Annotated in this window: 19 protein-coding genes and 1 riboswitch; of the genes, 5 read left to right on the plus strand and 14 right to left on the minus strand. The window is 61.0% G+C overall.

All coding sequences use genetic code 11. From position 1 onward, the window contains the following. On the plus strand, positions 1-1,720 hold a 1,720-nt coding region (locus AB7F49_RS17995), incomplete at its 5' end, for a Na/Pi cotransporter family protein (protein ID WP_428524772.1). A gap of 2 nt (positions 1,721-1,722) precedes the next feature. Here AB7F49_RS17995 and AB7F49_RS18000 read toward each other — a convergent pair. Together AB7F49_RS18000 and AB7F49_RS18005 are read right to left on the minus strand one after the other, a co-directional pair. Continuing rightward, complete coding sequence (locus tag AB7F49_RS18000) at positions 1,723-2,862, minus strand: MFS transporter (RefSeq protein ID WP_428524774.1); 1,140 nt, start codon at positions 2,860-2,862, stop codon at positions 1,723-1,725. A gap of 243 nt (positions 2,863-3,105) precedes the next feature. After that, positions 3,106-3,399: a virulence factor gene (locus AB7F49_RS18005; RefSeq protein WP_428524776.1), complete on the minus strand. Its 294-nt coding sequence runs from the start codon at positions 3,397-3,399 to the stop codon at positions 3,106-3,108. Between the two features lie 113 nt (positions 3,400-3,512). After that, a riboswitch (cobalamin riboswitch) is annotated at positions 3,513-3,720 on the plus strand. A 359-nt stretch (positions 3,721-4,079) separates the two neighbouring features. Between AB7F49_RS18005 and AB7F49_RS18010 the strand changes: the two genes are divergently transcribed. Then, on the plus strand, positions 4,080-4,928 hold the full coding sequence (locus AB7F49_RS18010; protein WP_428524857.1) for a LysR substrate-binding domain-containing protein: 849 nt from the start codon (positions 4,080-4,082) through the stop codon (positions 4,926-4,928). 33 nt (positions 4,929-4,961) lie between these two features. Here the strand turns inward: AB7F49_RS18010 and AB7F49_RS18015 are convergent, their stop codons facing one another. Further along, positions 4,962-5,270, minus strand: a complete 309-nt coding sequence (locus AB7F49_RS18015) for a non-heme iron oxygenase ferredoxin subunit (RefSeq protein ID WP_428524778.1) — start codon at positions 5,268-5,270, stop codon at positions 4,962-4,964. 122 nt (positions 5,271-5,392) lie between these two features. Here AB7F49_RS18015 and AB7F49_RS18020 point away from each other — a divergent pair, with 122 nt between their 5' ends. Then, positions 5,393-6,658 carry an aromatic ring-hydroxylating oxygenase subunit alpha gene (locus AB7F49_RS18020; protein WP_428524781.1) on the plus strand — a complete coding sequence of 422 codons (1,266 nt, stop codon included), beginning with the start codon at positions 5,393-5,395 and terminating at the stop codon, positions 6,656-6,658. 16 nt (positions 6,659-6,674) lie between these two features. Further along, positions 6,675-7,889 (plus strand): NAD(P)/FAD-dependent oxidoreductase, encoded by a 1,215-nt coding sequence (locus AB7F49_RS18025; RefSeq protein WP_428524783.1) that lies wholly within the window; start codon positions 6,675-6,677, stop codon positions 7,887-7,889. 1 nt (position 7,890) lies between these two features. Here AB7F49_RS18025 and AB7F49_RS18030 read toward each other — a convergent pair whose 3' ends face one another. From AB7F49_RS18030 to AB7F49_RS18075, 10 genes are all read right to left on the minus strand, one after another. Beyond that, positions 7,891-8,913: an alpha/beta fold hydrolase gene (locus tag AB7F49_RS18030; RefSeq protein ID WP_428524785.1), complete on the minus strand. Its 1,023-nt coding sequence runs from the start codon at positions 8,911-8,913 to the stop codon at positions 7,891-7,893. 18 nt (positions 8,914-8,931) lie between these two features. After that, a complete protein-coding gene (locus AB7F49_RS18035; protein ID WP_428524787.1) occupies positions 8,932-9,738 on the minus strand; it encodes an FAD binding domain-containing protein in 807 nt (268 codons plus the stop codon). Then, a complete protein-coding gene (locus AB7F49_RS18040) occupies positions 9,725-10,237 on the minus strand; it encodes a (2Fe-2S)-binding protein (RefSeq protein ID WP_428524789.1) in 513 nt (170 codons plus the stop codon). The genes AB7F49_RS18035 and AB7F49_RS18040 overlap by 14 nt, the downstream gene beginning before the upstream one ends. Next, positions 10,238-11,014 carry an ABC transporter ATP-binding protein gene (locus tag AB7F49_RS18045; protein WP_428524791.1) on the minus strand — a complete coding sequence of 259 codons (777 nt, stop codon included), beginning with the start codon at positions 11,012-11,014 and terminating at the stop codon, positions 10,238-10,240. It abuts the gene before it with no gap. Continuing rightward, a complete protein-coding gene (locus AB7F49_RS18050) occupies positions 11,011-12,777 on the minus strand; it encodes an ABC transporter permease subunit (protein ID WP_428524793.1) in 1,767 nt (588 codons plus the stop codon). The genes AB7F49_RS18045 and AB7F49_RS18050 overlap by 4 nt, the downstream gene beginning before the upstream one ends. Next, positions 12,774-13,814, minus strand: coding sequence for a branched-chain amino acid ABC transporter permease (locus AB7F49_RS18055; protein ID WP_428524795.1), 1,041 nt, complete (start codon positions 13,812-13,814; stop codon positions 12,774-12,776). Before AB7F49_RS18055 ends, AB7F49_RS18050 begins: the two co-directional genes overlap by 4 nt. A 101-nt stretch (positions 13,815-13,915) precedes the next feature. Continuing rightward, positions 13,916-15,064 (minus strand): ABC transporter substrate-binding protein, encoded by a 1,149-nt coding sequence (locus AB7F49_RS18060; protein WP_428524797.1) that lies wholly within the window; start codon positions 15,062-15,064, stop codon positions 13,916-13,918. A gap of 12 nt (positions 15,065-15,076) precedes the next feature. Next, complete coding sequence (locus tag AB7F49_RS18065; RefSeq protein WP_428524799.1) at positions 15,077-17,515, minus strand: xanthine dehydrogenase family protein molybdopterin-binding subunit; 2,439 nt, start codon at positions 17,513-17,515, stop codon at positions 15,077-15,079. Beyond that, positions 17,512-18,570, minus strand: coding sequence for a 2,5-dihydroxypyridine 5,6-dioxygenase (locus AB7F49_RS18070; RefSeq protein ID WP_428524801.1), 1,059 nt, complete (start codon positions 18,568-18,570; stop codon positions 17,512-17,514). The genes AB7F49_RS18065 and AB7F49_RS18070 overlap by 4 nt, the downstream gene beginning before the upstream one ends. Positions 18,571-18,585: 15 nt before the next feature. Further along, entirely contained in the window at positions 18,586-19,224 is a 639-nt protein-coding gene (locus AB7F49_RS18075) for an isochorismatase family protein (RefSeq protein ID WP_428524803.1), read from the minus strand. 192 nt (positions 19,225-19,416) lie between these two features. Between AB7F49_RS18075 and AB7F49_RS18080 the strand changes: the two genes are divergently transcribed. Continuing rightward, a complete protein-coding gene (locus AB7F49_RS18080) occupies positions 19,417-20,187 on the plus strand; it encodes a GntR family transcriptional regulator (protein ID WP_428524805.1) in 771 nt (256 codons plus the stop codon). A gap of 235 nt (positions 20,188-20,422) precedes the next feature. Here AB7F49_RS18080 and AB7F49_RS18085 read toward each other — a convergent pair whose 3' ends face one another. Further along, on the minus strand, positions 20,423-23,011 hold the full coding sequence (locus tag AB7F49_RS18085) for an arylsulfatase (RefSeq protein WP_428524858.1): 2,589 nt from the start codon (positions 23,009-23,011) through the stop codon (positions 20,423-20,425). Positions 23,012-23,113 lie beyond the last annotated feature (102 nt).

The raw sequence follows: 23,113 nt of genomic DNA on the forward strand, positions 1-23,113 counted from the left end.
CTGCGTCGCGAAGGGTCGACGCATCGTGAGCGGCACCCAGATCATCATTTCGCTCGTTGGCAGCGTCGCGCTCCTTCTCTGGGGTGTGCGCATGGTTCGCACCGGGATGACACGGGCTTTCGGGCCGGCATTGCGCCGTTTGCTCGGCGAATACGGAAGCAGCCGAACAGGCGCGCTCGCTGCCGGCATGGTCACCACAATAATCCTCCAAAGTTCGACCGCCACCGCTCTTCTGCTTGCCTCGTTCTCTTCCCGCGGCTTGATCGCGCTACCAGTCGCGCTCGCCGCCATGCTTGGAGCCGATATCGGCACTTCCGTTGCCGCTCAAATATTCTCGCTCGATGTGAAATGGATCTGGACCGTTCTGATCGGCGCAGGCGTCGTGATCTTCATGTCGTCGTCAAACGACAAGACACGGGGTATAGGGCGTATTGTACTCGGCATCGGCTTGATGTTGCTTGCGCTTACCCATATCGGAACGGCCGCGGAGCCGTTGCGCGATTCGGCGACCTTCCGCTCCCTTTTGTCCGGGCTCGCCGGAGAGCCAATGCTGGGGTTTTTGGTCACGATCCTGATCACCTGGTTCGCGCATTCCAGTCTGTCGATCGTGCTTCTGATCATGTCGCTCGCTGCAACCGGCGCGCTTCCCGCTCCTCTCACACTCGCACTCGTCCTCGGCGCCAATGTCGGTGGCGCGATCGCGCCTCTGGTCTCCCTGTCGGGATCGCCGGTCGGAGCAAGACGCGTCGCGCTCGGCAATCTCGGGATGCGAACCGCTCTTGCAATACCTGCATTGTTTGCCGTCGGACCGGCGGCAGACCTGTTCGCCATGTTGACCGCCGATCCAGGCCGGCTGGTGGTCAATTTTCACATTGGCTTCAATATTGCCGTCGCGATGATATTCCTGCCGATTACCGGCCTTGTCGCGAAGTTGACCGAGCGTATTCTCCCGGACCCTGCCAAACCTGCGGATATGGCAAAGCCGCGTCATCTCGAAGTGAACGTGCTCGACGCGCCATCCGAGGCATTGGCATGCGCGATGCGCGAAACTCTCAATCTCGGGGGACATGTCGAGACCATGCTGCGAGAGGCGCTGGTAGTGTTCGAGAAGTCCGATGCAAAGCTGATGAAAGAGGTGGAGCGAACCGACAATACCGTCGACTCGCTGCACGAAGCCATCAAGCTATACCTGGTCAAGGTCTCGACCGGCGAATTGACGGAGGAAGAAAGCCGACGATATGTCGAGATACTCACTTTCAATACGAACCTGGAACACATCGGTGACATTATCGACAAGAACCTGATGGAACTTGCCGCAAAGATGATCAAGAACAAGTATACCTTCTCCGACGAGGGCCTTGATGATCTGCGCAAGCTGCATGGGCGGGTGATGGATAATATGCGACTCGCCTTCAACGTGTTTGCGACTCGCGACGTCGCTCTCGCGCGACGCCTGCTGGCAGAGAAGGCCGCCATGCGCAATGCCGAGGTCGCCGCGGCCGACAGCCATTATGCACGACTTCGTGAGGCACGCCGCGAATCGATCGAGACAAGCGCAATCCATCTCGATGTCATCCGCGATCTCAAGCGGATCAGCGGCCATCTTACTTCCGTGGCCTATCCCATCCTTGAAACAGTCGGCGAAATTGCGGAGAGCCGTCTGCGGGTAAGCGATCCGGAGGAATCCGTCGCGCAACTTATGACACGGCCGCGCAGTTGAACTCAGCGTGATTTCAGCATCACGGCGACGACGACGATATTCGCCAGTGCGAGCACCACCAAGGTCGGGAAGAAAATGCCCTTGTCCCAGTGCTCGAGCGATAATGCCGCCGCCCAAGGGGCGAGTGCCTGTGCGATCAGGCTCGGGACGACCAACCTGCCCATCAGGGTCGCGTATCCGTCGGAGCCGAACAGCACGAGTGGCAGTGTTCCTCGCACAATATAACTGACGCCTGCACCGACTGCGTAGACCACGATGGCGATTGCGGCCAAGGTGGCGCTCAACGCAAGCATGGCGGTCCCGACACCCATCATCAGGCCCGCCGCGAGCGTGGTCCACAGCGGATGCACGCGCTTTCCGATCGCAAACTCGGCAAAGCGGCCGGCGACCTGGCTGGGCCCAATCAGCGCGCCGATCGCGACCGCCGCGGCTGACGTATATCCGAAGCCCTGCAAGACCGGGATCAGGTGAACGGAAATCAGGGTCACTATGATCGAGGATAGCATCATGCTGGCCGAGATCAGCACGAACAGCAGGCGGCGATGCACGACCGGATAGGCTTCGCGGGCCTCCGCCGGCGCCTGCGGCACAGCAGATCCGTTCGACGGCATAAGAAGGGCATGCAGCGGAAGCGCGACCACGAAGTGTATGGCCGCATAGATCAGGCACGTCCAACGCCAGCCCGCATTCTCAACAAGATAGGCGCTGAGTGGCCACAGCAGCGTTGATGCGAACCCACCCCAGAGCGTCACCGTGGTGATGAGAGGTCGAGCCTCGTGCCGATACCAGCGCCCGAGCGCTGAAAAGGCCGCGTCGTACAGCCCCGAGGCCATGCCCAGGCCAACCACGCACCAGGCAAGCCAGTAGCTCGGGAGATTCGGGGAGAGCCCTATGCCAGCCAGGCCGAGCGCAAAGCAAATCGAGCCGCAAGCGAGAACAGGTCTTCCGCCAAAACGGTCGACGAAACGGCCGATCCATGGTGCCGAAAGACCGCCTGCGAGGAGCCCGATCGAGACGCCGGCCGCAACTTCGGCGAGGCTCCACCCCGTATCGCTGGTGATGGGCGCGGCGAGAACCGCCAGCAGATAGAACGACGTCCCGTAACCCAGGATTTGGGTGAACCCGAGCGCAGTGACGACCACTCGGCGCGAATCGATCGTGGGCCGACTCGCTCTGGGCGCGCCATTCATGATCCGAACCCGCTCTATTGGCCGCATCCTCCGCCAGGGCGATCTGGCAGACCGGAGCCGGGATGTTGCGAGAGGGCTAACCAAGACGTTGGTTAGGCCTGGAGCGGTCGGGGTTCGTTCGAACGATGCCGCAAGTGGATTCAACAATAACCAAAACGACGACCAAGACCAGTCCTTCGGCTACAATCGGAGGGCTCAGATCTTCATGATCTGCGTGATCGCGGCGGATCGAATCTTTTCGTAATTGTTCTCAAGCTCCGCGACGATTGCGGCTGCGACGTCGTTGACACCGCCGGCGCGTTCGCCGTCCTTGCGCCGATTCCATTGCTCCAGATAGGCGTCCGAGCCTGTCAGATTCTTGCGCATCGCAACGAGATCGATTAGCTCCTGAAAGCGCGCGCTTAGTTGCCGCTTTGCTACGGACGCGCCGTCCCGCACCTCGACGAGTGATGGGATGTCCTGCCAGCAAACAATTACAACCTTGGCCATGGTCGAGCGTCCGGGTCCATTCCGAAACGCATTAAATGCGCTTTATGTTGTGCAAGCAATCTTGCTGCGTCGTTGGCCTCAAATGCTCCAATTGACATGCCGCGCCGGTTGGACTTCAATAATAGCGTGCAGGATTTGATCCAACTGGATCAGCAAGGGAATCCGGTGAGGTGGTCTTGAACAAGCCGTCAAGCCCGGAACTGCCCCCGCAACTGTAAGCGGTTAGTCTTCTTCCATAGTGCCACTGGGCCATTTCCCGGGAAGGCGGAGGCAAGACAGCGACCCGCGAGTCAGGAAACCTGCCTGCACAGTCACCCTTCCCACGCACGGGGTGTGCGTTCCGGGGCGGATTTCCGCACAGGTGACAGACGACGTGTCGCGGAGGCCAGAGCGTGGCCTCGTTAGTACCTGTCTTCGGGCAGGCCCAGGCTTGTTGTGCCTGCGCTTCCGCGACACTATTCTGATCGAACCTTTCGCGTCGCGGAAGAAGCCGCCTCGAACGGAGCGCAGCGACGGCGTTTGCATCCGCTGGCGTGAAACCGCGCACCACGCAACGATTTTGAAAAAGCATGATCAAACGTGGGGTAATCTGATCGTGCCTCGTTGCCTATGGACGCGTGGAAGATGCTGATCGCGCCTGCGCAAGCGACGCCTGTGCGAAAGGATGTTCAATGGACAAGATGCTGGATCTGGATTGCCTCCGGACTTTCTTGAGCATCGCGGAAACTGCCAGCTTTACCCGAACGGCTCATATTGTAGGCCGGACGCAATCGGCAATCAGCATGCAAATCAAGCGTCTCGAGGCCATCATCGGAGGAAAGCTGTTCGAGCGGCAGTCCGGATCGTTGCGTCTCACCAGCCGCGGCGAGACACTTCGCGACTACGCGGTTCAACTGCTTCAGGTGAACGAGGAAGCACTTGAGCGCGTACGCGGCTTCGAACTGAGCGGAAAGGTGCGGCTTGGCGTCAGCGACGATTTCGCAGAGGGGCCTCTGGGCGGAATCCTGTCGACCTTTCGCAAGGCACATTCGCGCGTCAATCTGGAGATTACGGTCAGTCTCACACACGAATTGCTGGACATGCTGGACAACGGAAGGTTCGACCTCGTGGTCGCGAAAAAGCCTTCGGCCGGACCGGAGCGGCCATGCGCCGTTCTCAATTGTGTGGATCTGGTCTGGGCTTGTGCAGCACAATCCGCCATCCTGGATCAGGAACCGCTGCCGATCGTTTCGTTCCCCGAACGCGCCTATCCGCGCGATATTCTGATCGCCGCCCTGAAGAAGCACGGCATTCGCTGGCATATCGCCGCAACCTGCTACAGCGTTGCCGCACTGCGCGCCGCGGTTGCCGCGGACTGGGGCATAAGCGCACTGGCACGTCCGGCGGTGCTTCCGCCGCTGCGGGTGGCATCGCCTCACCCGCGATTGCCCGCGCTGCCGAAATGCGAAACCGCGCTCTTCTGGTCGAGTGGCCGGCTCGGCCCGGCGGTCCATCGGCTTCGGAAATCGGTTCTGGCGGCTTTTCAATAGAACCCGCTCGACGCGATCCCCCTGCGCGCTCCGTCAGTCGATCAGGACGAAAATCCGATCCCCCTCGACCTTCACCGGATAGGTCTTCAAATCGGTCTTTGCCAGCCCGCCGCACCCCTTGCCGGTCTTGATATTGAACATCGCCTGATGCAGGGGGCATTCGATGCATCCATCCACCACATATCCTTCGGACAGGAAGGCGAACTGGTGGGTGCAAATATTCTGTGTCGCGAAATACTCCGCGTCGAGACGATAAAGCGCGATATCGGTGTCGTTCTTCTTGATGCCAAGCACATCTTGGCCCCCGAAATCACCAGTCCCGGCAACGTCGAACCAGGGCATTACACTCCTCGTATGGATGCATATTAAGATACATTCAGGCACAGCCGCTTAGAATTCGGTTGACCCGGGCTTGGCTAAAGCATTATATGTATACATATGTCAATTCCAATGAAGGATGGGCCATGGGCGCGAAAACCCTTGAAGCCGACGGTCGCGGGTATAAGGCACCCACGCATGTCGTGACATTGCCGGGCGCGCTCAGCCCCGAAGATGCGTTGCGCGCGGGCCCCCATTCCCTGGAACCGCTGGGTCGCGGCCTCGAAAGAACCAGGCTGCCGCTCGACCAGGCACGGCATACGCCCGGCTACTTCTATTGGCATCCTGAAGTCTTCCGTCTCGAGAAAGAGCGGATGTTCATGAAGGACTGGCTGATGGTCGGTCGCGAGGAGGAGATCGAAAATCCGGGCGACTACCTGGCCCTCCGCATTCTGGACGAGCCTGTCATTCTGGCACGAAACGACGATGGAAAGGTGAGCGCCTTCTACAATCGGTGTGCGCATCGCGGCGTGGCCGTGGCGCGCGACAGCGGCAACACCAGCGAATTCACGTGTCCTTATCACGGCTGGCTGTACGACCTCGAGGGCAAGCTTCTCGGCGCGCCTCACATGCGCAATTCGAAGTCATTCGATCCGAAGACCTGCCGTCTGAAGCCGATCGCGCTCGAGCGTTGGGGCGGATGGTTCTTCATCAATTTCGACGAGAACCCGGTTTCCTTTGGCGGGTTCATTCGTGATTTCGAGGAGGATTTCGGATTTCTGAAGCAGCAGGATTGCCGGCTCGCGGAGAAGCTCGACATCACGCTCGAATGCAACTGGAAATTCGTCAAGGAAAACTTGATGGATGCCTATCACAGCCCCGTTCTGCACAGCAAGACCATCGGCAAAAATCTCAGCCCGAACCGCTACACCGGCAACCGTGCCGGCAAGGGTGCATTCACGGCGTTCTATTCCGGACGGCCCATGACCTGGGACAACAATTCCCGATTTGGCGTCATGCCCGCGCTGCTGGAAAATGGATATGGGGAAGATTTCGCCTGTGCCGGCCATCTCAGTCCGAACGCGCAGCTCTTCGCGCGTGCGGACAATGTTCATCCGTTCGTGATATGGCCACTGACACCCACCAAGACGCGGGTTTTCTGCTATCAGCTCTTCCCCAAACAATGGTTCAACGTCGAGAACTTCGCGGCGAAGGTGAAGGACTATACCAACTATACGACCGAGGTTCTGAAGGAAGATTCTGCGATGATGGACACGCTTCAGGACGCTTCCTTCTCGCCGCGCTTCCAGCCCGGATACATGTCCGAGAAGGAACTGGGCGTTTACAACGTCATCAATCTGAACCTGGACCGGATTTTCGGAACGCAGGCGGCCAGGACCGCCACCGACTGATCGCCCACGACAGAGCGTGGATTCGCCAGCCAACATCGTTATCGCCGGCGCAGGCCTTGCCGGGCTGAGCGCCGCCGAAGCCCTCCGCCAGCGCGGATATGACGGCCGGCTGATCGTCCTCAATGCGGAGGACGATGCTCCATATGAGCGACCGCCGCTCTCAAAGGACTTCCTGTCAGGCAAGCGCTCGGCCGGGGACCTTCATCTCAGGACGCCTGAATTCCTGTCCGGCGCCATGATAGAGCTGCTGCCGGACACCGCCAGCCGCGTCGACGTCCGATCGCAACGCGTCTTTCTCGCGTCAGGCTCTGCCCTGCCCTTCGACCGACTGCTGCTGGCGACCGGATCGAAGCCCCGAACTTTGCAGGATAGCGCCGATGTTCCGCTGCATTATCTGCGGACGCTGGCCGATGCGCGCGCGGTGAAAGAGCAAATCAGGCCGGGACAGCGGATCGCGCTGGTCGGGGGCGGATATATCTCACTGGAGATCGCCGCGACGGCAGCGACGATGGGCTGCGAGGCCGTGATCCTGGAAAGCCAGCCCCGTCTTCTGCCGCGGATCAATATCCCGAGCCTGACCCAATTCATTACCGCCCGGCACGTCGCCGCCGGGATCCGGCTTCATCTGGGGTGCACCTTAAGGAGATTGCGTCGAACCGGGTCGGTCATGCGCATCGATCTTGATTCATCCCAGTCGGTGGAAGCGGATTGCGTGATCGTCGGAATTGGCGCCGCGCCCGACGTGGCGCTCGCGCAGGAGGCCGGTCTCGACATCGGCAACGGCATTCGCGTTCGCCAGGACATGACAACCTCATGCGAACTTGTCTATGCCGCAGGAGACAATGCCGAATACTGGAATGGCGTTCACGACTGCTGGCTTCGCACCGAGTCCTGGCAAAACGCGGAGCGCCAGGGGCGGATTGCCGCCGGGACGATGCTGGGCAGTCCCGCCATCTATTCCGAAACACCCTGGTTCTGGACAGACCAGTACGAGGACAACATCCAGCTTCTCGGTGCACCGACGCGATGGGATCGGGAAATCCGCCGCGGTTGTCCGGAAGATGGAAAATTCTCCGCCTTTCTGCTGCAGGACGGAATTGTCGTCGGCGCGGCATTCGTCAACGATGCTCGCAATGTACGCCCGACACGCCTGGCGATCGAGAAGAGACAGGCCGCCGATCCGGCGCTGCTGGAGCAGCCCGAAGTGCCGGTCGCGAGGGCCTTCGCATAGTTCACGCATCCAGGAGGTCGCCGATCGCCCGCTCCAGAAAGGCGATGTCCGCCGGGTCGGAGCCGGCCGCCGCGGCACGATGTCCCCACACCGAATCGAGCACCCGCATTTCCGCATTCGGCATATGGGAAACCGCCTCGGCGCAATCGACGGGTGGAAAATACATATCCGTTCGACAGGGCATGACGATCGCACGCGCGCTGATCGCGCGAAGCGCCGCGGGGAAGTCCCCCTTGAACCTTTCATTCGCCGAAATATCGGCCTGCTGCCAGGTGGATATCTGGCACAGGAGATCGTTTGCGTCTTTCGCGGTGAAATTCGGCTCCCATCGGACGCGCAAATATTGGTCGAGATTCTCGCTGCCATCCTGCCGGTTCAGACCTTGCGCGTAGAAGTCATGCGACAAGGCCCATCCCGCATAGATGCGTCCCATGGCCTTGAGGCCGCCATGTGGCGGCGTCCGATAATGCCCGCCCTGAAACGCGGAATCAGCCTGTATCACCGCCCTCACGGAATCGAGGAAGACATAATTGTGCGCACTGACGCGAGCCGCCCCCGAGAACGGCAGCACGCTACCCACGCAATCGGGGAAGTAACTGGCGAACTGGAACGCGGCCAGGGCTCCCATCGAACGGCCGAGAACCAGGCGCAGGCGATCAATGCCGAAATGCTCCGTCACCAGTCGATGTTGCAGCCTGACATTGTCCAGAAGGCCGACCGCGGGAAAGTCAGGCCCTGCAAACGGCGGTTCGGTGTTGCTCGGCGACGATGAAAGACCGTTTCCGAGCAGGTTAGGACAGATGACGAACAGCCTGGCCGGATCAAGCGCCTTGCCCGGTCCGATCAGCCATTCGTTTTGCCGGTCGATCGAAGAGAACCAGGTCGGAAACAATACCGCGTTGTCGCGGGCGGCGGAGAGACGACCATAGGTGCGATAGACCAGTCGCGCCCGCGGCAATGTCGCACCACCCTGCAAGGCGAATGCAACCTGTTCGAAGGTGCCCTGTTGCGATGGCTCTGGCACTCGGCTCAGGCTTTCCGTTCAGGACGCTTGTTGCAGCGATGCGACGGCACGGCCCGCGAGCACTCTGATCAGATGCGCGCGATAATCGGAAGCCGCGTGAATATCGCTGTTCAAGCCATCGGCAGGGACATTGGCACTTTCGGCCGCCTCCGGGGTCCAGGACACCTGGAGCGCGCGTTCGACTTCCCTGCAGCGAAACACGCAAGCCCCTGCGCCCGTCACTGCGACGCGAATCTCGCCATTTTCCAGTTCGCTCACCAGGACGCCGACCAAGGCAAAGCGCGATGCCGGCTGATGAAACTTCACGTAGGCCGCGCGGCGCGGCAGCGAGAAACGCACACGAACAATGATCTCGTCCGGCTCCAGCGCGGTTTCGAACATGCCGACGAAGAAATCGTCCGCCTTGATCGAACGCCTGTCGGTTTCGATTGCGGCGTCCAGCCCCAGCACTCCCGCCGGATAGCAGGCGGACGGATCGTTATTGGCCAGAGAGCCCCCGATGGTGCCCCTGTTGCGTACCTGCCGATCGCCGATCCCTGCAGCCAGTGTAGCTATCACCGGAAGATGGATCTGAACGACCGGAGACGCGGCGACGACGGCATGCCGGCTCATGCCTCCGATCGCGATCTGGCCGGCATTCAGCGAAACTCCGTTGAGTTCGTCGATACCCGAGAGGTCGACCAGATCGCTCGGGCCGATCAGACGCAGCTTCATGGCCGAAAGCAGACTCATCCCGCCGGCCAGGAACTTCGCCTCCGGCCGCCCGCGGACAAGCGCCGAAGCCTGATGAAGCGCGGACGGTCGATGATAATCAAACCTGTACATGCTGACGATTCTCGCCCGCCGCCGACAGGATGGCCTTGATGATGTTGTGATATCCCGTGCAGCGGCACAAATTTCCATCCACCAGGTTCCGGACTCTGGCTTCGTCGAGATCCGGATACTTCTCGATCAACTCCAGCGCGCTCATCACGAATCCGGGCGTGCAATAGCCGCATTGCAGCGCGTGGTGTTCGTGAAACGCCTGCTGGAGGGGGTGCAATTGACCATCCTTTTCCAGGCCCTCGATCGTGAGCACATTGCAGCCTTGCGCCTGCACCGCCAGCATCGTGCAGGATTTCACCGCATCGCCGTTCACGTGGACGGTGCAGCAGCCGCACTGGGCGGTATCGCAACCGACATGCGTACCGGTCAGCCCGAGGCCTTCGCGCAGATATTCGACCAGCAGGGTGCGGGTCTGCACCTGCGCAGTACGCGGCACTGCGTTTACCGTCATTGAGACGCTGAACGATGCGTCTCCAAGCGCTTCCGCGACATCGGTCATTCAACTCGCCCTTTTTCCCGGATGAGCCACGGCGCCTTTTCCCGGGCGCGCTTTGATCTTTGCCAGTCCGAGATAGGTGTCGATAATCCTTTGGTCGTTCGCGAGCTCGGCACTCGGACCATCGAGAACCGGCGCACCCGTCTCCAGAACGTAGCCGTAATCGGCAACCTGCAAGGCCGCTCGTGCATTCTGCTCAACAAGCAGGATACCGACGCCGGTTCGCTTCAGGTCGGAGATGATCTGGAAAATCTCCCTCACGATTAACGGCGCGAGGCCGAGACTGGGCTCGTCCAGCATCAGAATCTTCGGCTTCGACATCATGACCCGTCCAAGCGCCAGCATCTGTCTCTCGCCACCCGAAAGCGTTCCGGCATATTGGGACCGGCGCTCCTTCAGCCGCGGGAAGCGCAGATAGATTTCCTCAAGACCGGCGGAGAGATTGCGCTCGCCCCGGATATATCTGACGAACCCGCCCAGCGTGAGGTTCTCCTCGACCGTCATCGACGCAAACAGCTCGCGCTTCTCCGGAACGAGACTGATGCCCAAATCCACCCGGTCCTCGGTACTCAGCCGGTTGATCGACCGGCCTTCGAATTCAATTGTACCCTCGCAATCCAGCAGACCCATCAGAGCGTTGAGCATCGTGCTCTTGCCGGCACCGTTCGGGCCGATAACCGTAACGATCTGGCCTGCTCCGAGGGACAACGAAACATCCCGCAGCGCGGACACGTTGCCGTATGAGACCGCAAGCCGGCTTACGCTCAGGAGCGCCGTCATGCGACGCTCCCGAGATAGGCTTCGATGACCTTCTGGTTGTTCTGAATGTCTTCAGGCTCGCCTTCCGCGATCTTCTGGCCGAAGTCCATTACGACGATGCGATCGACAAGGTTCATCACGAAGTCCATATCGTGCTCCACCAGCAATATGGTGACGCCTTCGGCCCGCAGGCGCTGCAGGAGTTCGGAGAGCTCCCGCTTTTCGTGATGACGCAACCCTGCGGCCGGCTCGTCGAGCAGCAGGAGGAGCGGATCGGCGGAAAGAGCACGCGCGATTTCGAGCAGGCGCTGCTTTCCGAGCGCCAGGTTCCCGGCCTTTTCCGTCAGGCTATCGCCGAGCCCGACGCGCTCGAGTTGATACGCCGCCTCGGTTCGCAGCATCGCCTCTTCCCTGCGATCCAGATGCAAGGATGCCGGCACAATTCCGCTGACACCCCGCAGATGAGCGCCGATCATGACATTCTCGATAACGGTCATTTCCGGAAGCAGCTTCACATGCTGGAAGGTGCGCGCCAGCCCGCGCCTCGCGATGTCGCGGGCGTTCAGCCGGTCAACTCGCTCTCCCCTGAAATAGATTTCTCCGGAAGTCGCCGGCACGACCCCGGTGATCGCGTTGAATAACGTGCTCTTGCCCGCACCATTGGGGCCGATCAAGCCAAGTATTTCGCCGGCGCGTATTTCGAACTTCAGCTTGTTCACCGCGATCAGCCCGCCAAAGGCCTTAACGACGTCACGAACCTGCAGCACGACCTCATCGGCACCGGGCTTTTCGCGGGACTGCAATTTGGACTCAGTGTCCAGCACGATGGCATCGGGAGATCGCTTTCCGAACCGCGACGCGAACAATTGCATGATTCCGTCGCGCGCCCGTTGCAACAGGAGGATCATTATCAAGCCAAGCGCAATCAGTTCGAGATTGCCGCTCGAACCGAAAAGATTCGGCAACGCGTCCTGCAGCACCTGTTTCAGAACCGAGAACACCGCAGCGCCCAGGACTGCGCCCCAGACGAATCCGATGCCCCCGATCACGGCCATGAAGAGATATTCGATGCCCAGATGCAGGCTAAACGGCGTCGGATTGACGAAGCGAAGCAGGTGCGCGTAAAGCCAGCCCGACATTGCCGCCAGCAGCGCAGCGTAGACGAAGATGATCAGTTTCATCCTCGGGGTGTCGATGCCGAACGCCTCGGCCATCATGGCTCCTCCTTTCAGCGCACGGATGGCACGACCGAGACGGGAATCCAGGAGGTTCGTGACGAGGAGAATGGCGAGAAAGACCACCGACCAGATCAGAAAATATGTCTTGCGTCCGGTGTCCAGTTCGAGGCCGAACAGCGAAATCTCCGGCAGGCCTGCAATTCCGGTATGCCCTCCGAACAGGGCAAGATTTCCGAACAGGAAATATAGACTGATGCCCCAGGCCAGCGTGCTGAGCGGCAGATAATGTCCCGAGAGCCGCAGCGTCACGATCCCGATCAGAATGGCCGCAACCGCCGTCAATGCGAGACCCAGCAACAGGCCGATCCACGGAGAGGCTCCGAACGCGGTGGTCAGCACCGCGGTCGTATAGGCACCGATTCCGACGAATGCCGCCTGCCCGAACGATGTGATGCCGCCGACGCCCGTCAGAAGCACGAGGCCGAGCGCGACCAGACTGTAGAGGCCGATGTAATTGAGCAGGGTGATGTAAAACTCGGGCAGGAAAAGCGGCGCGACGGCAAAGCCCGCAACGATCCCGGCCACAATGACCGACGACCGTTTCACTCTTCGTCTCCCTCAATGACGAGGGTGTGCAGCGAACGCCAGAGCAGAACCGGCACGATAAGGGTGAAGACGATGACTTCCTTGAATGCGCTGGCCCAGAACGACGAGAACGATTCCAGCAGGCCGACCAGGATGGCCCCCGCCGCCGCCGCCGGATAGCTGACCAGTCCGCCAATGATTGCGGCGACAAATCCCTTGAGCCCGATCAAGAAGCCGGAGTCGTAATAGATCGTCGTCAGTGGCGCGATCAGCACCCCACACGCGGCCCCCAGGCCGACCGCAAAGGTCAGCACGATCCCGCCGGCAATTTCCGAGCGAATGCCCAGAAGTTTGGCGCCGATTCGGTTCACCGCGGTGGCGCGCAAGGCCTTTCCATAGATCGTGAGGCGAAAGAAGGCGTAGAGCCCTGCCATCGCCGCGCCGCTTGCAGCGATGACCCAGAGGCTCTGGCCGGTAATCGTCAGGACGCCGATTTCGAAACTCTGCGAGGTTACCGCCTCGGTGCGAACCCCTTCCGCACCGAACATGAGAAGGCCGATGCCGCTGAGTGCGAAGTTCAGCGCGACCGAGATGATGAGAAGCAACAATACCGAGGCACTTGCGACCGGAGCAAATACCAGCCGGTAGATCGAAGGCCCGAGGGATGTGACGATCGCCATGGTCAGCGCGATCTGCACCAGCAGCGGCGGCCGCATCGGCGCCAGCCAAAGGCTGACGCCTGCGACCATCCAGGGGATGGCGATGTAAACGATGCAGGAGCGCACAAGCGATCGCAACGACAACTGACGCCTGGACGACCATATCTGCGCCGAAGCAGCCAGCAGACCCAGCACGACCATCAGCCAGATCGTCGGCGGCACGCGCCCGTACTGGAACTCCGCCAGCGTCAGCGCAGCATACGCGACAAACTCGCCCTGCGGAATAAAGACGATCCGCGTAACGGCATAGACAAGAACCAGAGCAATCGCCAGCAGCGCGTAGATTGCGCCGTTGGTCAGCCCGTCCTGCCCCAGCAGCAAGGCGATATCGAGATTCATGTTCGTCCACGCTTTCGCGATATCCCGTTCGATCGGGACACGGATCAATCGAATACGCGTCGCGGTCAGAAGGACCGCGACGCGTGATTGGACCAGACCGGCTATTTGGCCAGCGCCCAGTTCCCGTCCTTCACGGTGATCATGGCCGGCGCCTCGAGCGAATAGCCGTTATGATCCTGCGGCGTCATGGTAACCACGCCATGCGTGGTCGGCAGGTTCTTGACCGACTCGATCGCATCCCGCAGCGCGACCCGGAATTCCACGCTGCCGGGCTTTGCCTTCTTCAGCGCTTCCGGGATCGCCGCCTGCAGAATGAGGATGGCGTCCCAGGCATTGGCGCCGAATGTCGACAAGGTGTTCGCCCCGAAAGCTGCCTCGTAGCTCTTCTTGTATTCCTGGCTCGGCTTCTTGGCGGGGTGTCCGTCCGGCAGCTGGTCCACGACGATGACCGGGCCGCCGGGAAGCAGCGTACCTTCGACATTCTTTCCCCCCACGCGCAAGAACTCGTTGTTGATGACGCCGGAGGTTTGATAGATGCGATTCTTGAATCCCCGTTCTTTCAGGGTGGCCTGCGGCAGGACCGCCGGCGTTCCCGCGGCGATGATCAGGACCGCATCCGGCTTCGCGGAGATGATCTTCAGGATCTGCGCGGTAACGGACGTGTCGGTCCGATTGTATTTCTCCGCTGCGACGACTTCCAATCCCTTGGCCTTCGCGACTTTCTCGAACTCGGTCGCCCAGCTCTCGCCATAGGCGTCGTTGAAGGCGATATGTGCGACCTTCTTCACGCCATTGCGCGCCATGTGCTCGACCACGGCAGCGGCGATGTTGCCGTCATTGTATGGCGTCTTGAAAATCCAGCGCTTGTTTTCGTCCTGCGGCTGTATCAGCACGATTCCCGCGGCCAGACTGATCACCGGCGTGCGGCTGCGCGCCGCCACCTCGGTCATCGCCAGAGTCGCCGGCGTGATCGAGGAGCCCACCACCACGTCGACATTGTTCTCGGTCGTGAACTTCTCGATGTTCTTGCGGGCTGTGGTGGTGTCCGACGCGTCGTCCAGGATGATGTACTCGATTTTCTGACCGCCGATCTCTTTAGGGACCAGCGACAACGTGTTCTTTTCGGGAATTCCGAGCGATGCAGCGGGCCCCGTAGTGCTCAGTGTGACGCCGACCTTGATCTGCGCCTGGGCCGAGGTTGCCGCCAACATGCCGATGGCAGTCAACGCTGAGAGCATTCTGTAGTACATGATCGATACCCCTTATTTCCCGGTCTGGACTTCAAGTTGCTCGTGCTTGCTCTTCTTCGGTCTTGTATCGGGCTTCTGGATCGCAGACGCTCGATGGCTTCCGGCGCCCAACATCGCGCGCCACACTTTCTGCGACGTGATCGGCATGGAGATTTCGCGGACGCCGAAATGCCACAACGCATCCACGATCGCATTCGCGACCGCGGCCGGCGCACCAATCGAGCCGCTCTCTCCCGAGCCCTTCACACCGAGAACATTGTTCGGATTCAACGTTTCCTGATGCCGGAAGCGGATCGACGGCAAATCATCGGCGCGCGGCATCGTATAGTCCATGAAGCTTCCCGCAACGAGTTGACCGCTCCCGGAATCGTAGGTGCATTCCTCCATCAGCGCCTGGCCGATGCCTTGCGCCACGCCGCCATGCAGCTGACCCTCGACGATCATCGGGTTGATCACGCAGCCGCAATCGTCCACCGCGCAGAAATCCCGCAGCGTCACGCGGCCGGTCTTTGCGTTGATCTCCACGACGGCGAGTTGCATCCCGGACGGGAAATTGCGATCCGGCGGATCGTAGAAAACGGTCTCTTCGAGACCCAGTTCGAAGCCGGCCGGCACATCGTGCCCGGTATAGGCCGCGCGAACGACTTCGCGGAACGACAGGACGCGGTTTGTCCCGGAGCGAATGAACCTGCCCTCGTGCACCGTGACCTTTTCCGGCTCGGTCTCCATCAGATGCGCCGCAAGCCGGGTCATCTTCTGCAAGACGCGGCGCGTCGCCTCCGAGATCGCGGGCCCCATCAGGAACATCGACCGGGACCCCCACGTGCCGAGCCCGGTGGGAATGCGGCCGGTGTCACCTTCCACCAGAAGGACATCCTCCAGAGGAATGCCTAGTTGTTGCGCGGCGATCTGGCAGAACGACGTTTCGTGACCCTGCCCGTGCGAATGCGTTCCGCAGAACAGCGTGACCTTGCCGGACGGATGCAGGCGAATCTGCATGGCGTCGTAGCCACCGATCCTGCGTCCGATCGCCTTGGCGGCCTTGCTGGGCGCGCCGCAACAATCGACGAAACCTGCAAGTCCGATACCGATCAGTTCCCCGCGTTCGCGTGCCGCGCTCTGCTCGCGGCGAAGCGCGGGGTAGTCGATCAGGCTGAGGGTTTTTTCCAGAAGACCCGGAGGATCGGCCACGTCGTATGAGAATCCGAAGCAGGTCTTGTAGGGAAAATCCTCGGCGCGGAGCATGTTGCGCCGACGGATTTCGACCACATCGATGCCAAGCTCGCGCGCTGCATTCTCCAGCAAGCGTTCCAGGACATAGATGCCTTCCGGCCGCCCTGCGCCCCGATAGGCCTCGACCGGGACGGTATGCGTATACACCCCGCGCACCCGGCAATGAACCGAGGGAACCCGATACAGGCCCGACATCACGCGCGGATAATAATGAGCGGGTATGCTGGGACCGAACGCGGTCATGTATGCGCCGAGATTGGCGATGGTGTCCGCTTCGATTCCCAGAATCCTTCCCTCGCGGGTCAGCGCCATGCGGCAGGTCGTGACGTGATCGCGGCCATGGGCATCGGTGATGAGCGATTCCGAACGTGTGGCCACGAATTTGACCGCGCGCCCGAACTTCTTCGCCGCCCAGAGAACCGCGGGTTCTTCGCTGTAATGGGTATTGCGAGGTCCAAATCCGCCGCCGACGTCCGGCGCGATGACCCTGATCTTGTGTTCCGGCTCGCGCAGTGAATCATCCGCAAGCCACTGGCGCACCAGATGAGGAATCTGGGTGCTCGCCGTAAGCGTGTATTCGTCGCGGCCGGCATCGTATTCGCCGATATAGGCGCGCGGCTCGAGCGCGTTGGCGGTGATCCTGTTCTGGATGACGTCGAGTGAAACGACGTGATCGGCATTCCGGAACGCTTGCCTTACGGCCTCCCGGTCTCCGAGTTCGTGATCGAAGGTGATATTCGTCTTGAGTTCCGGATGCACCAGCACCGTGTCGGTGGTCGCATCCGGCCCGTAGGCAATGGCGGGCAACGCCTCGTACTCGATGTCGATCAGTTCCAGCGCGTCGAGGGCCTCGCCTCGCGTCTCGGCAACGATCATGGCTACCGTGTCGCCGACATGCTTCACGAAGTCGACCGCAAAGACCGGGCGCGATACTTCGTTCATGGGCCTGCCGTCGGAGAACGGGACCGGCGCGATCGTGGGCATGGCCCCGCGCCCCTCCGCCTGCCATTCGCGTCCGGTCAGGACGCCGATCACTCCCTTGGCGGCCTGCGCCCGTGCGACATCCAGACGAACGATGCGCGCGCTGGCATGCGGACTGCGCAGGAAGGCCGCATGCGCCAGGTTCGGCAGCTTGATGTCATCGACATAGCGGCCGCGACCGGTGAGGAATCGGCGGTCTTCTCGCCTTCTGACGCCGATACCGATCGTCTCAGTCATGCGGCTTTGGCCACGCGCTGATCTGCGGCGACAACATCTCCGTCGATGGTCATCGGCTCGCCATCGAGGGAGACGGAGCAATGTCCCATCGGGATGTCGACATGGCACGCGGAATTGTTGGAGCCGCCCGCCTCGGAATTCGGGCCGGTCGAGAACAGGAAATTCCCATAATAGGCGCGGGCATCCATGCAAAGGGACTGCGCCTTGTCGCGCATTCCAAGTCCGGTCCACTGCGCCCTGGGCTGCAATCCCCAGCCCACATGAGACACGCCGAAGGCTCCTTCGTCGCCGTAGGATTCCATATGCTGCCGGAGAAACTTCGCTTCGAATCCGCCTTCGATGCTGCGTATGAAGCCATCCCGGATTTCAAGCGTGATCGGCGACGAAACATACATCTTGAACGGCAGCAGCATGTCGCCGACGTCGATCACGACCCGGCCGTTCGCGCTTTTCTCGTTCGGCCATGTCGATGTGAAGCCGCTTGGCCAATGGTCCCAATGACCCTTCTCGTCGGCAAATCCGTATTCCGGAAGCGTGCCGAACTGACCGAGCTTCATCCGGAGATCGGTCCCGGCCTTCGAGGTGACGTGCATTTCTCTCGCCTTCCGCAGGCGATCGTCCGCCGCCATCACCCGGTTCTTGTCTTCCTGCACCGGGATCATCTTGGCGAGGATATCCGGCGGCTCCACCACCATGAGCATGCGGACGCCAGCGTTGAGGATCGACAGCTGTTCCGGAGAATGCAGAAGCCCCATTAGGTCGATGATCATGTCGGCCTTCTGCAGCACGCCGAGCGCGACATGCTGCCCGCTGAGCGGCGTCGTCCCGACATTGAGCGTCCGGTCCGAGCCTTTGAAACCCTTGGGTGACAAAGGCGGCAGGTCCAGACGAAATACACTCGCACCGAAGGAATGGGCGCTGCGCATCGCGGCGTCGATATTCAGGGGATGGCTCGACTCGCCGGTAAGCACGATTACCGTTTCGTTGGGCTGAACCTTCGAAAGGGCGAGCACCTCCCGCCACATGCCGATTCGGAAATCATCGCTGATGGGCATGGTTCGGGAACTCCCTCACGCTGCACGTTTGATTTTTTGCAGTTCCTTCATCACGTCCGGTAGCGCCATGACGTCGGCGTATTTCTGACCGAGATCGAACAGCGACGCCGAATGCGGCCCTTCGGCCCGATCCCCGACGCAATCGGATACGACCATTGGCCGGAACCCCAGGCACATCGCGTCCAGCGTGCTCGCCCGCACGCAACCCGACGTCGTGCAACCGGCGACGATGAGTGTGTCGACGCCTCTGGCGACCAGCAGACCGGCCAAATCCGTGCCGAAAAATGCGGACGGCAATGTCTTGCGAACCACGATCTCGCCGGCGCGCGGCATCAGCTCCGGAACAAAGTGGCTGGCCGGGTTGCTCTCGGTAAGTTGCAAGAGCCTTGGCACTTTCAGGGTATGGACGTTCGCGTCGCTGCCGTCCTCGGCATAGACGATGCGCGTATGAGCGACCGGAAGGCCGCGGCTGCGCGCTTCCGCCAGCAGCGGAACGGTGCTGGCAATGGCATCGCTGATGTTTCCGCCGCCGAACGAGGCGGGATCGTTGAATCCGACCGTGAAATCGACGATGAGCAGGCCCGGCCGGGAGCCGAAACCCATCCGCTTGCCGAAATGCTGCTTCCGGAAGATCGAATCCTCGTCCTGGCTCATCGTCCTCGTCCGGCTTTTGCGTACATACCGATCACGGCCGGCACATTTGCTGGCCGATTTATTTAGAAAAGCTGCAAAACTCTGCAATATGTATACATGTAAGTCAACGATATGCATGCATAAAGTTTGCGCGTACATGGCGTCGGCCCTGGGCCGCGCTCAGTGCGGCGGGAGAGCAAGGAAGCCGAGCGCATGATGGAAGGCGCGAGCCGGGCGGTGTCTCGAAGCGAGGCTGTCGTCGTCGAGATTCGAAATCGCATATTGAACGGCGCATTCGAGCCGGGCTTTCACCTGCAGGAAATTCCGCTCGCGAAAGCGCTCGGCGTTTCGCGCACACCCATCCGCGAGGCGCTCGGCATCCTGTCGAAAGAAGGCCTGCTCGAACCCGGTCCGAAGCGCGGATACAAGATAAGAACCTTCACGCTGAAGGAAGTGATGGACGCCTATGATGTCCGGGCCGACCTTGAAGGTCTTGCCGCACGCATCCTCGCCGAACGCGGACTGACGAGCGACGAGGCGACGAGCATCGAGGATTGCCTCAAGCTGGGGGACGATCTCCTGAAAAAAGGCCTGAATGAGCGCGACCAGCCCGCCTGGCTCGAGATGAACAATACGTTTCACACCATCCTTGTGAGGGCGACCGATAACGCAATGCTCGTCAATTTCGTCGAGCAAAGCCATCGCGTTCCGCTCGCAAGCTCTCGTCACGTTCACTGGTACTCGCTGGACAAGAGCACGTTCACCATCGCGCGGCGCGCACATGATGCGCATCACGACATCTACCGGGCCATCCGGTCGCGACAGAGCGTAAGCGCCGAAGCGCTGATGCGTGAACACATCTATTTTTCCAAGCGTCTGATCTCAGAGCATGTTGGTGAAGCATTTCTGGGCTTCGACTCTCCACATCGACCGGTGCAATCGGGAGACGCCAGTTCCAGAAAGGCGCTCACTTCAGCAACCTAGCTTGCAGGAGCGGACGCCTTCACGGCATCAATATTGTTGAAACGACTTTCACGAATCGTGATGACCCGGCGGGGTCTCCCCCGCCATCGCGCCGCTCCCGTCCGCGAAAGCATGCGACGTGCGGCTGCGGGTCCGTCTTGCGCTTTGCCGCGTGATGAGGCGCCGTGCCGCGTGGCCAATCCTCGTCCTCGGCAAAATCAAGCAGCGCCCCGCCCCTGATCCTGTCAGCTAGACATCACTGCAGGCATTCGCGCATGAAGGGAATCCGCTCGAGCGCGCCGAGCTTCTTCGCGTCGGCCTGTTTGCGGCAGTCCCTGATCTTGTCGACCCGGTGTTCCAGCCGCTGGACCAGCGTCAGATCCTCCGACACCGGGCCGTCCGCGGCCGCGCTCATGGCGGCCTCGAACTTCTTGATGTCGGCGGGCGACAATTGCGGCCGGTCGAGCTTGAGCGTGAGCTTGTTGAGTTTGCCGGTGAAGGTGAAGGGCGGCCTGTAATCGGCATCGTTCACGCCGGTCAGCGTGTCGGATCCGATGTCGAAGCTCTCGTCCCATTGCAGGATCATCGGCAACGTCTTTTCCATCTTCTTGGTATCGACCACCTTGCCGTCGACCTTCAGCGTGCCGGTGCCGGGACGTCCGACGCCGGAGAAATTGTTGAAGGCGAGCGTGCCCGGGCCTTCGCCGTCATACTTGAATTCGAACTCGATCGTGTGGCGTCCCGGCGTGAGCGCGTCCGGTCCTTCCCATTTGATGCGCTGCAAATCGACCAGATTCCACAGCCACACCGGCTTGCCGTTCAGGAGATAGAATCCGTAGCCCGCGAAGCGCCCGCCCGAGGTCAGGATCATGCCTTCGGCGCCGCCCTGTGGCACCTCGATGTCGGCGGTGACGGTGTAGGAAGTGTTGAGCAGCAGCGGCGAATCGCCCTGCGGCAGCCCGACCATCGGCCGCGTATAGACGAACTCGCTGCGTCCCGCGGTAATGTTCGGGCGCGGTGCCACGATGCGGGCGGCGACCGAGGCGTCGAGCGGAAACACCTGGTACTTCTTGGCCTCCGCGATGAACTTCGCCTTCAGCTCCTTGACCTTCTGCGGAAACTTGGCCGCAAGGTCGGTGGTCTGGCTGAAGTCTTCGTTCAGGTTGTAGAGTTCAAGCACCTGGTTGTTCAGCGGGTCCGGATTGGCCGGACCGAAGGCCTGCCACGGCGCGCGATTGACCTTGGTGGCGAGCATCCAGCCCTCGTCATACAGCGCCCATTGGCCCATCATCTCGAAATACTGGGTCTTGTGGCGCGACGCGGCCTTTGCGTTCTTCGCGTCGAACGTGTAGGCGAAGCTCGTCCCCTCAATCGGCTTCTGCTTGATGCCGTCGACGATCTCGGGCGCGCGGATACCCGCCGCTTCGAGAATGGTCGGCAGCACGTCGATGACATGCACGAACTGCTCGCGCAGCGCGCCCTTGTCCTTGATGCGGGCCGGCCATGACACCACCATGTTCTGGTTGATGCCGCCGAGCCGCGATGCGTTCTGCTTGAACCAGTCGAACGGCGTATCGAAAGCCCAGGACCAGCCCGACGACATGTGATTGTAGGTGTGCTCGGTGCCCCAGACGTCGTACCACTTCATCTGCACGTCGGCCGGCAGCATGTTGACGCCATTGAACCACGCGACTTCGTTCGGCGTGCCGAGCGGACCGCCTTCCGCGCTCGTGCCGTTGTCGCCGTTGATGTAGATGATCAGCGTATTGTCGAGTCGGCCGAGCTCCTCGAATTGCTGGATGACGCGGCCGATCTCGTGGTCGCTATAGGCGGCGTAGGCGGCAAACACTTCCACCTGCCGGATAAACAGCTTCTTTTCGGTATCGGTCAGCTGATCCCAGGGCTTGATGACATCCTTCGGCCAGGGCGATAGCCTGGTGTCCTTCGGGATCACGCCGAGCTTCTTCTGGTTTTCGAAGATGCGCTCCCGCAGCTTTTCGTAGCCGTCGTCAAACAGCTTCATCGCCCGGATCTTCTCCACCCATTCCCGGGTCGGGTGATGCGGCGCATGCGTGGCGCCCGGTGCGTATTTGATGAAGATCGGCTTGTCCGGCTGGGTCTGGTGGATCCGCGTCATGTAATCGATGGCGTCGTCCGCCATGCCGGTGACGAGGTTCCAGGTGCCTTCCTTGCCCTTGAAAGGATAGATCTGTGTGGTGTTGCGGAACAGGTTCGGCTGCCACTGATTGGCGTCGCCGCCGACGAAACCATAGAAATACTCGAAGCCCATGCCGGTCGGCCATTGATCGAACGGTCCGACCTGGCTTGCTGCGAAAGCAGGCGTGTTGTGGTTCTTGCCGAACCACGACGTGGCGTAGCCGTTCTCCAGAAGGATGCGGCCGACCGTAGCCTTGTCGCGGTCGATGATCGAATTGTAGCCGGGGAAACCGGTCGATTGCTCGGACACCACACCGAAGCCGGCCGAATGATGGTTGCGGCCGGTGATCAGTGCGGCCCGTGTCGGCGAACACAGCGCGGTCGAGAACATCCGATTGTAGCGTAGGCCCTGATTGGCGATGCGGTCCATCGCCGGTGTCGGGATCACGCCGCCGAAGGTGCTCGGCACGCCGAAGCCGGCATCGTCGGTGATGATCAACAATACGTTTGGCGCGCCTTTCGGCGGTGCGGTACGCGGCGCCCACCACGGCTTTGACCGCAGCGCGTCATCCCGGATAACGCCGCCGAATTTCGGGTCCGGCGACGGCAACTGGCGTCCGCTGATCGGTGCGGTCGCGGCGGGCGAGCCCGGGACGCCGGTTGTGCCCTGGGCGACGGACAAACTCATTCCTCCCAGAATCAGCGATGAGGCGACGGTGACTGTCTGGATGGTTTTCACAGGATGTCTCCTTGGCTGGAGCAATCACAAGATCGACCGGGCGGGTGCTGC

The organism is Pseudorhodoplanes sp., from assembly GCF_050250235.1.
Lineage (GTDB): Bacteria > Pseudomonadota > Alphaproteobacteria > Rhizobiales > Xanthobacteraceae > Pseudorhodoplanes.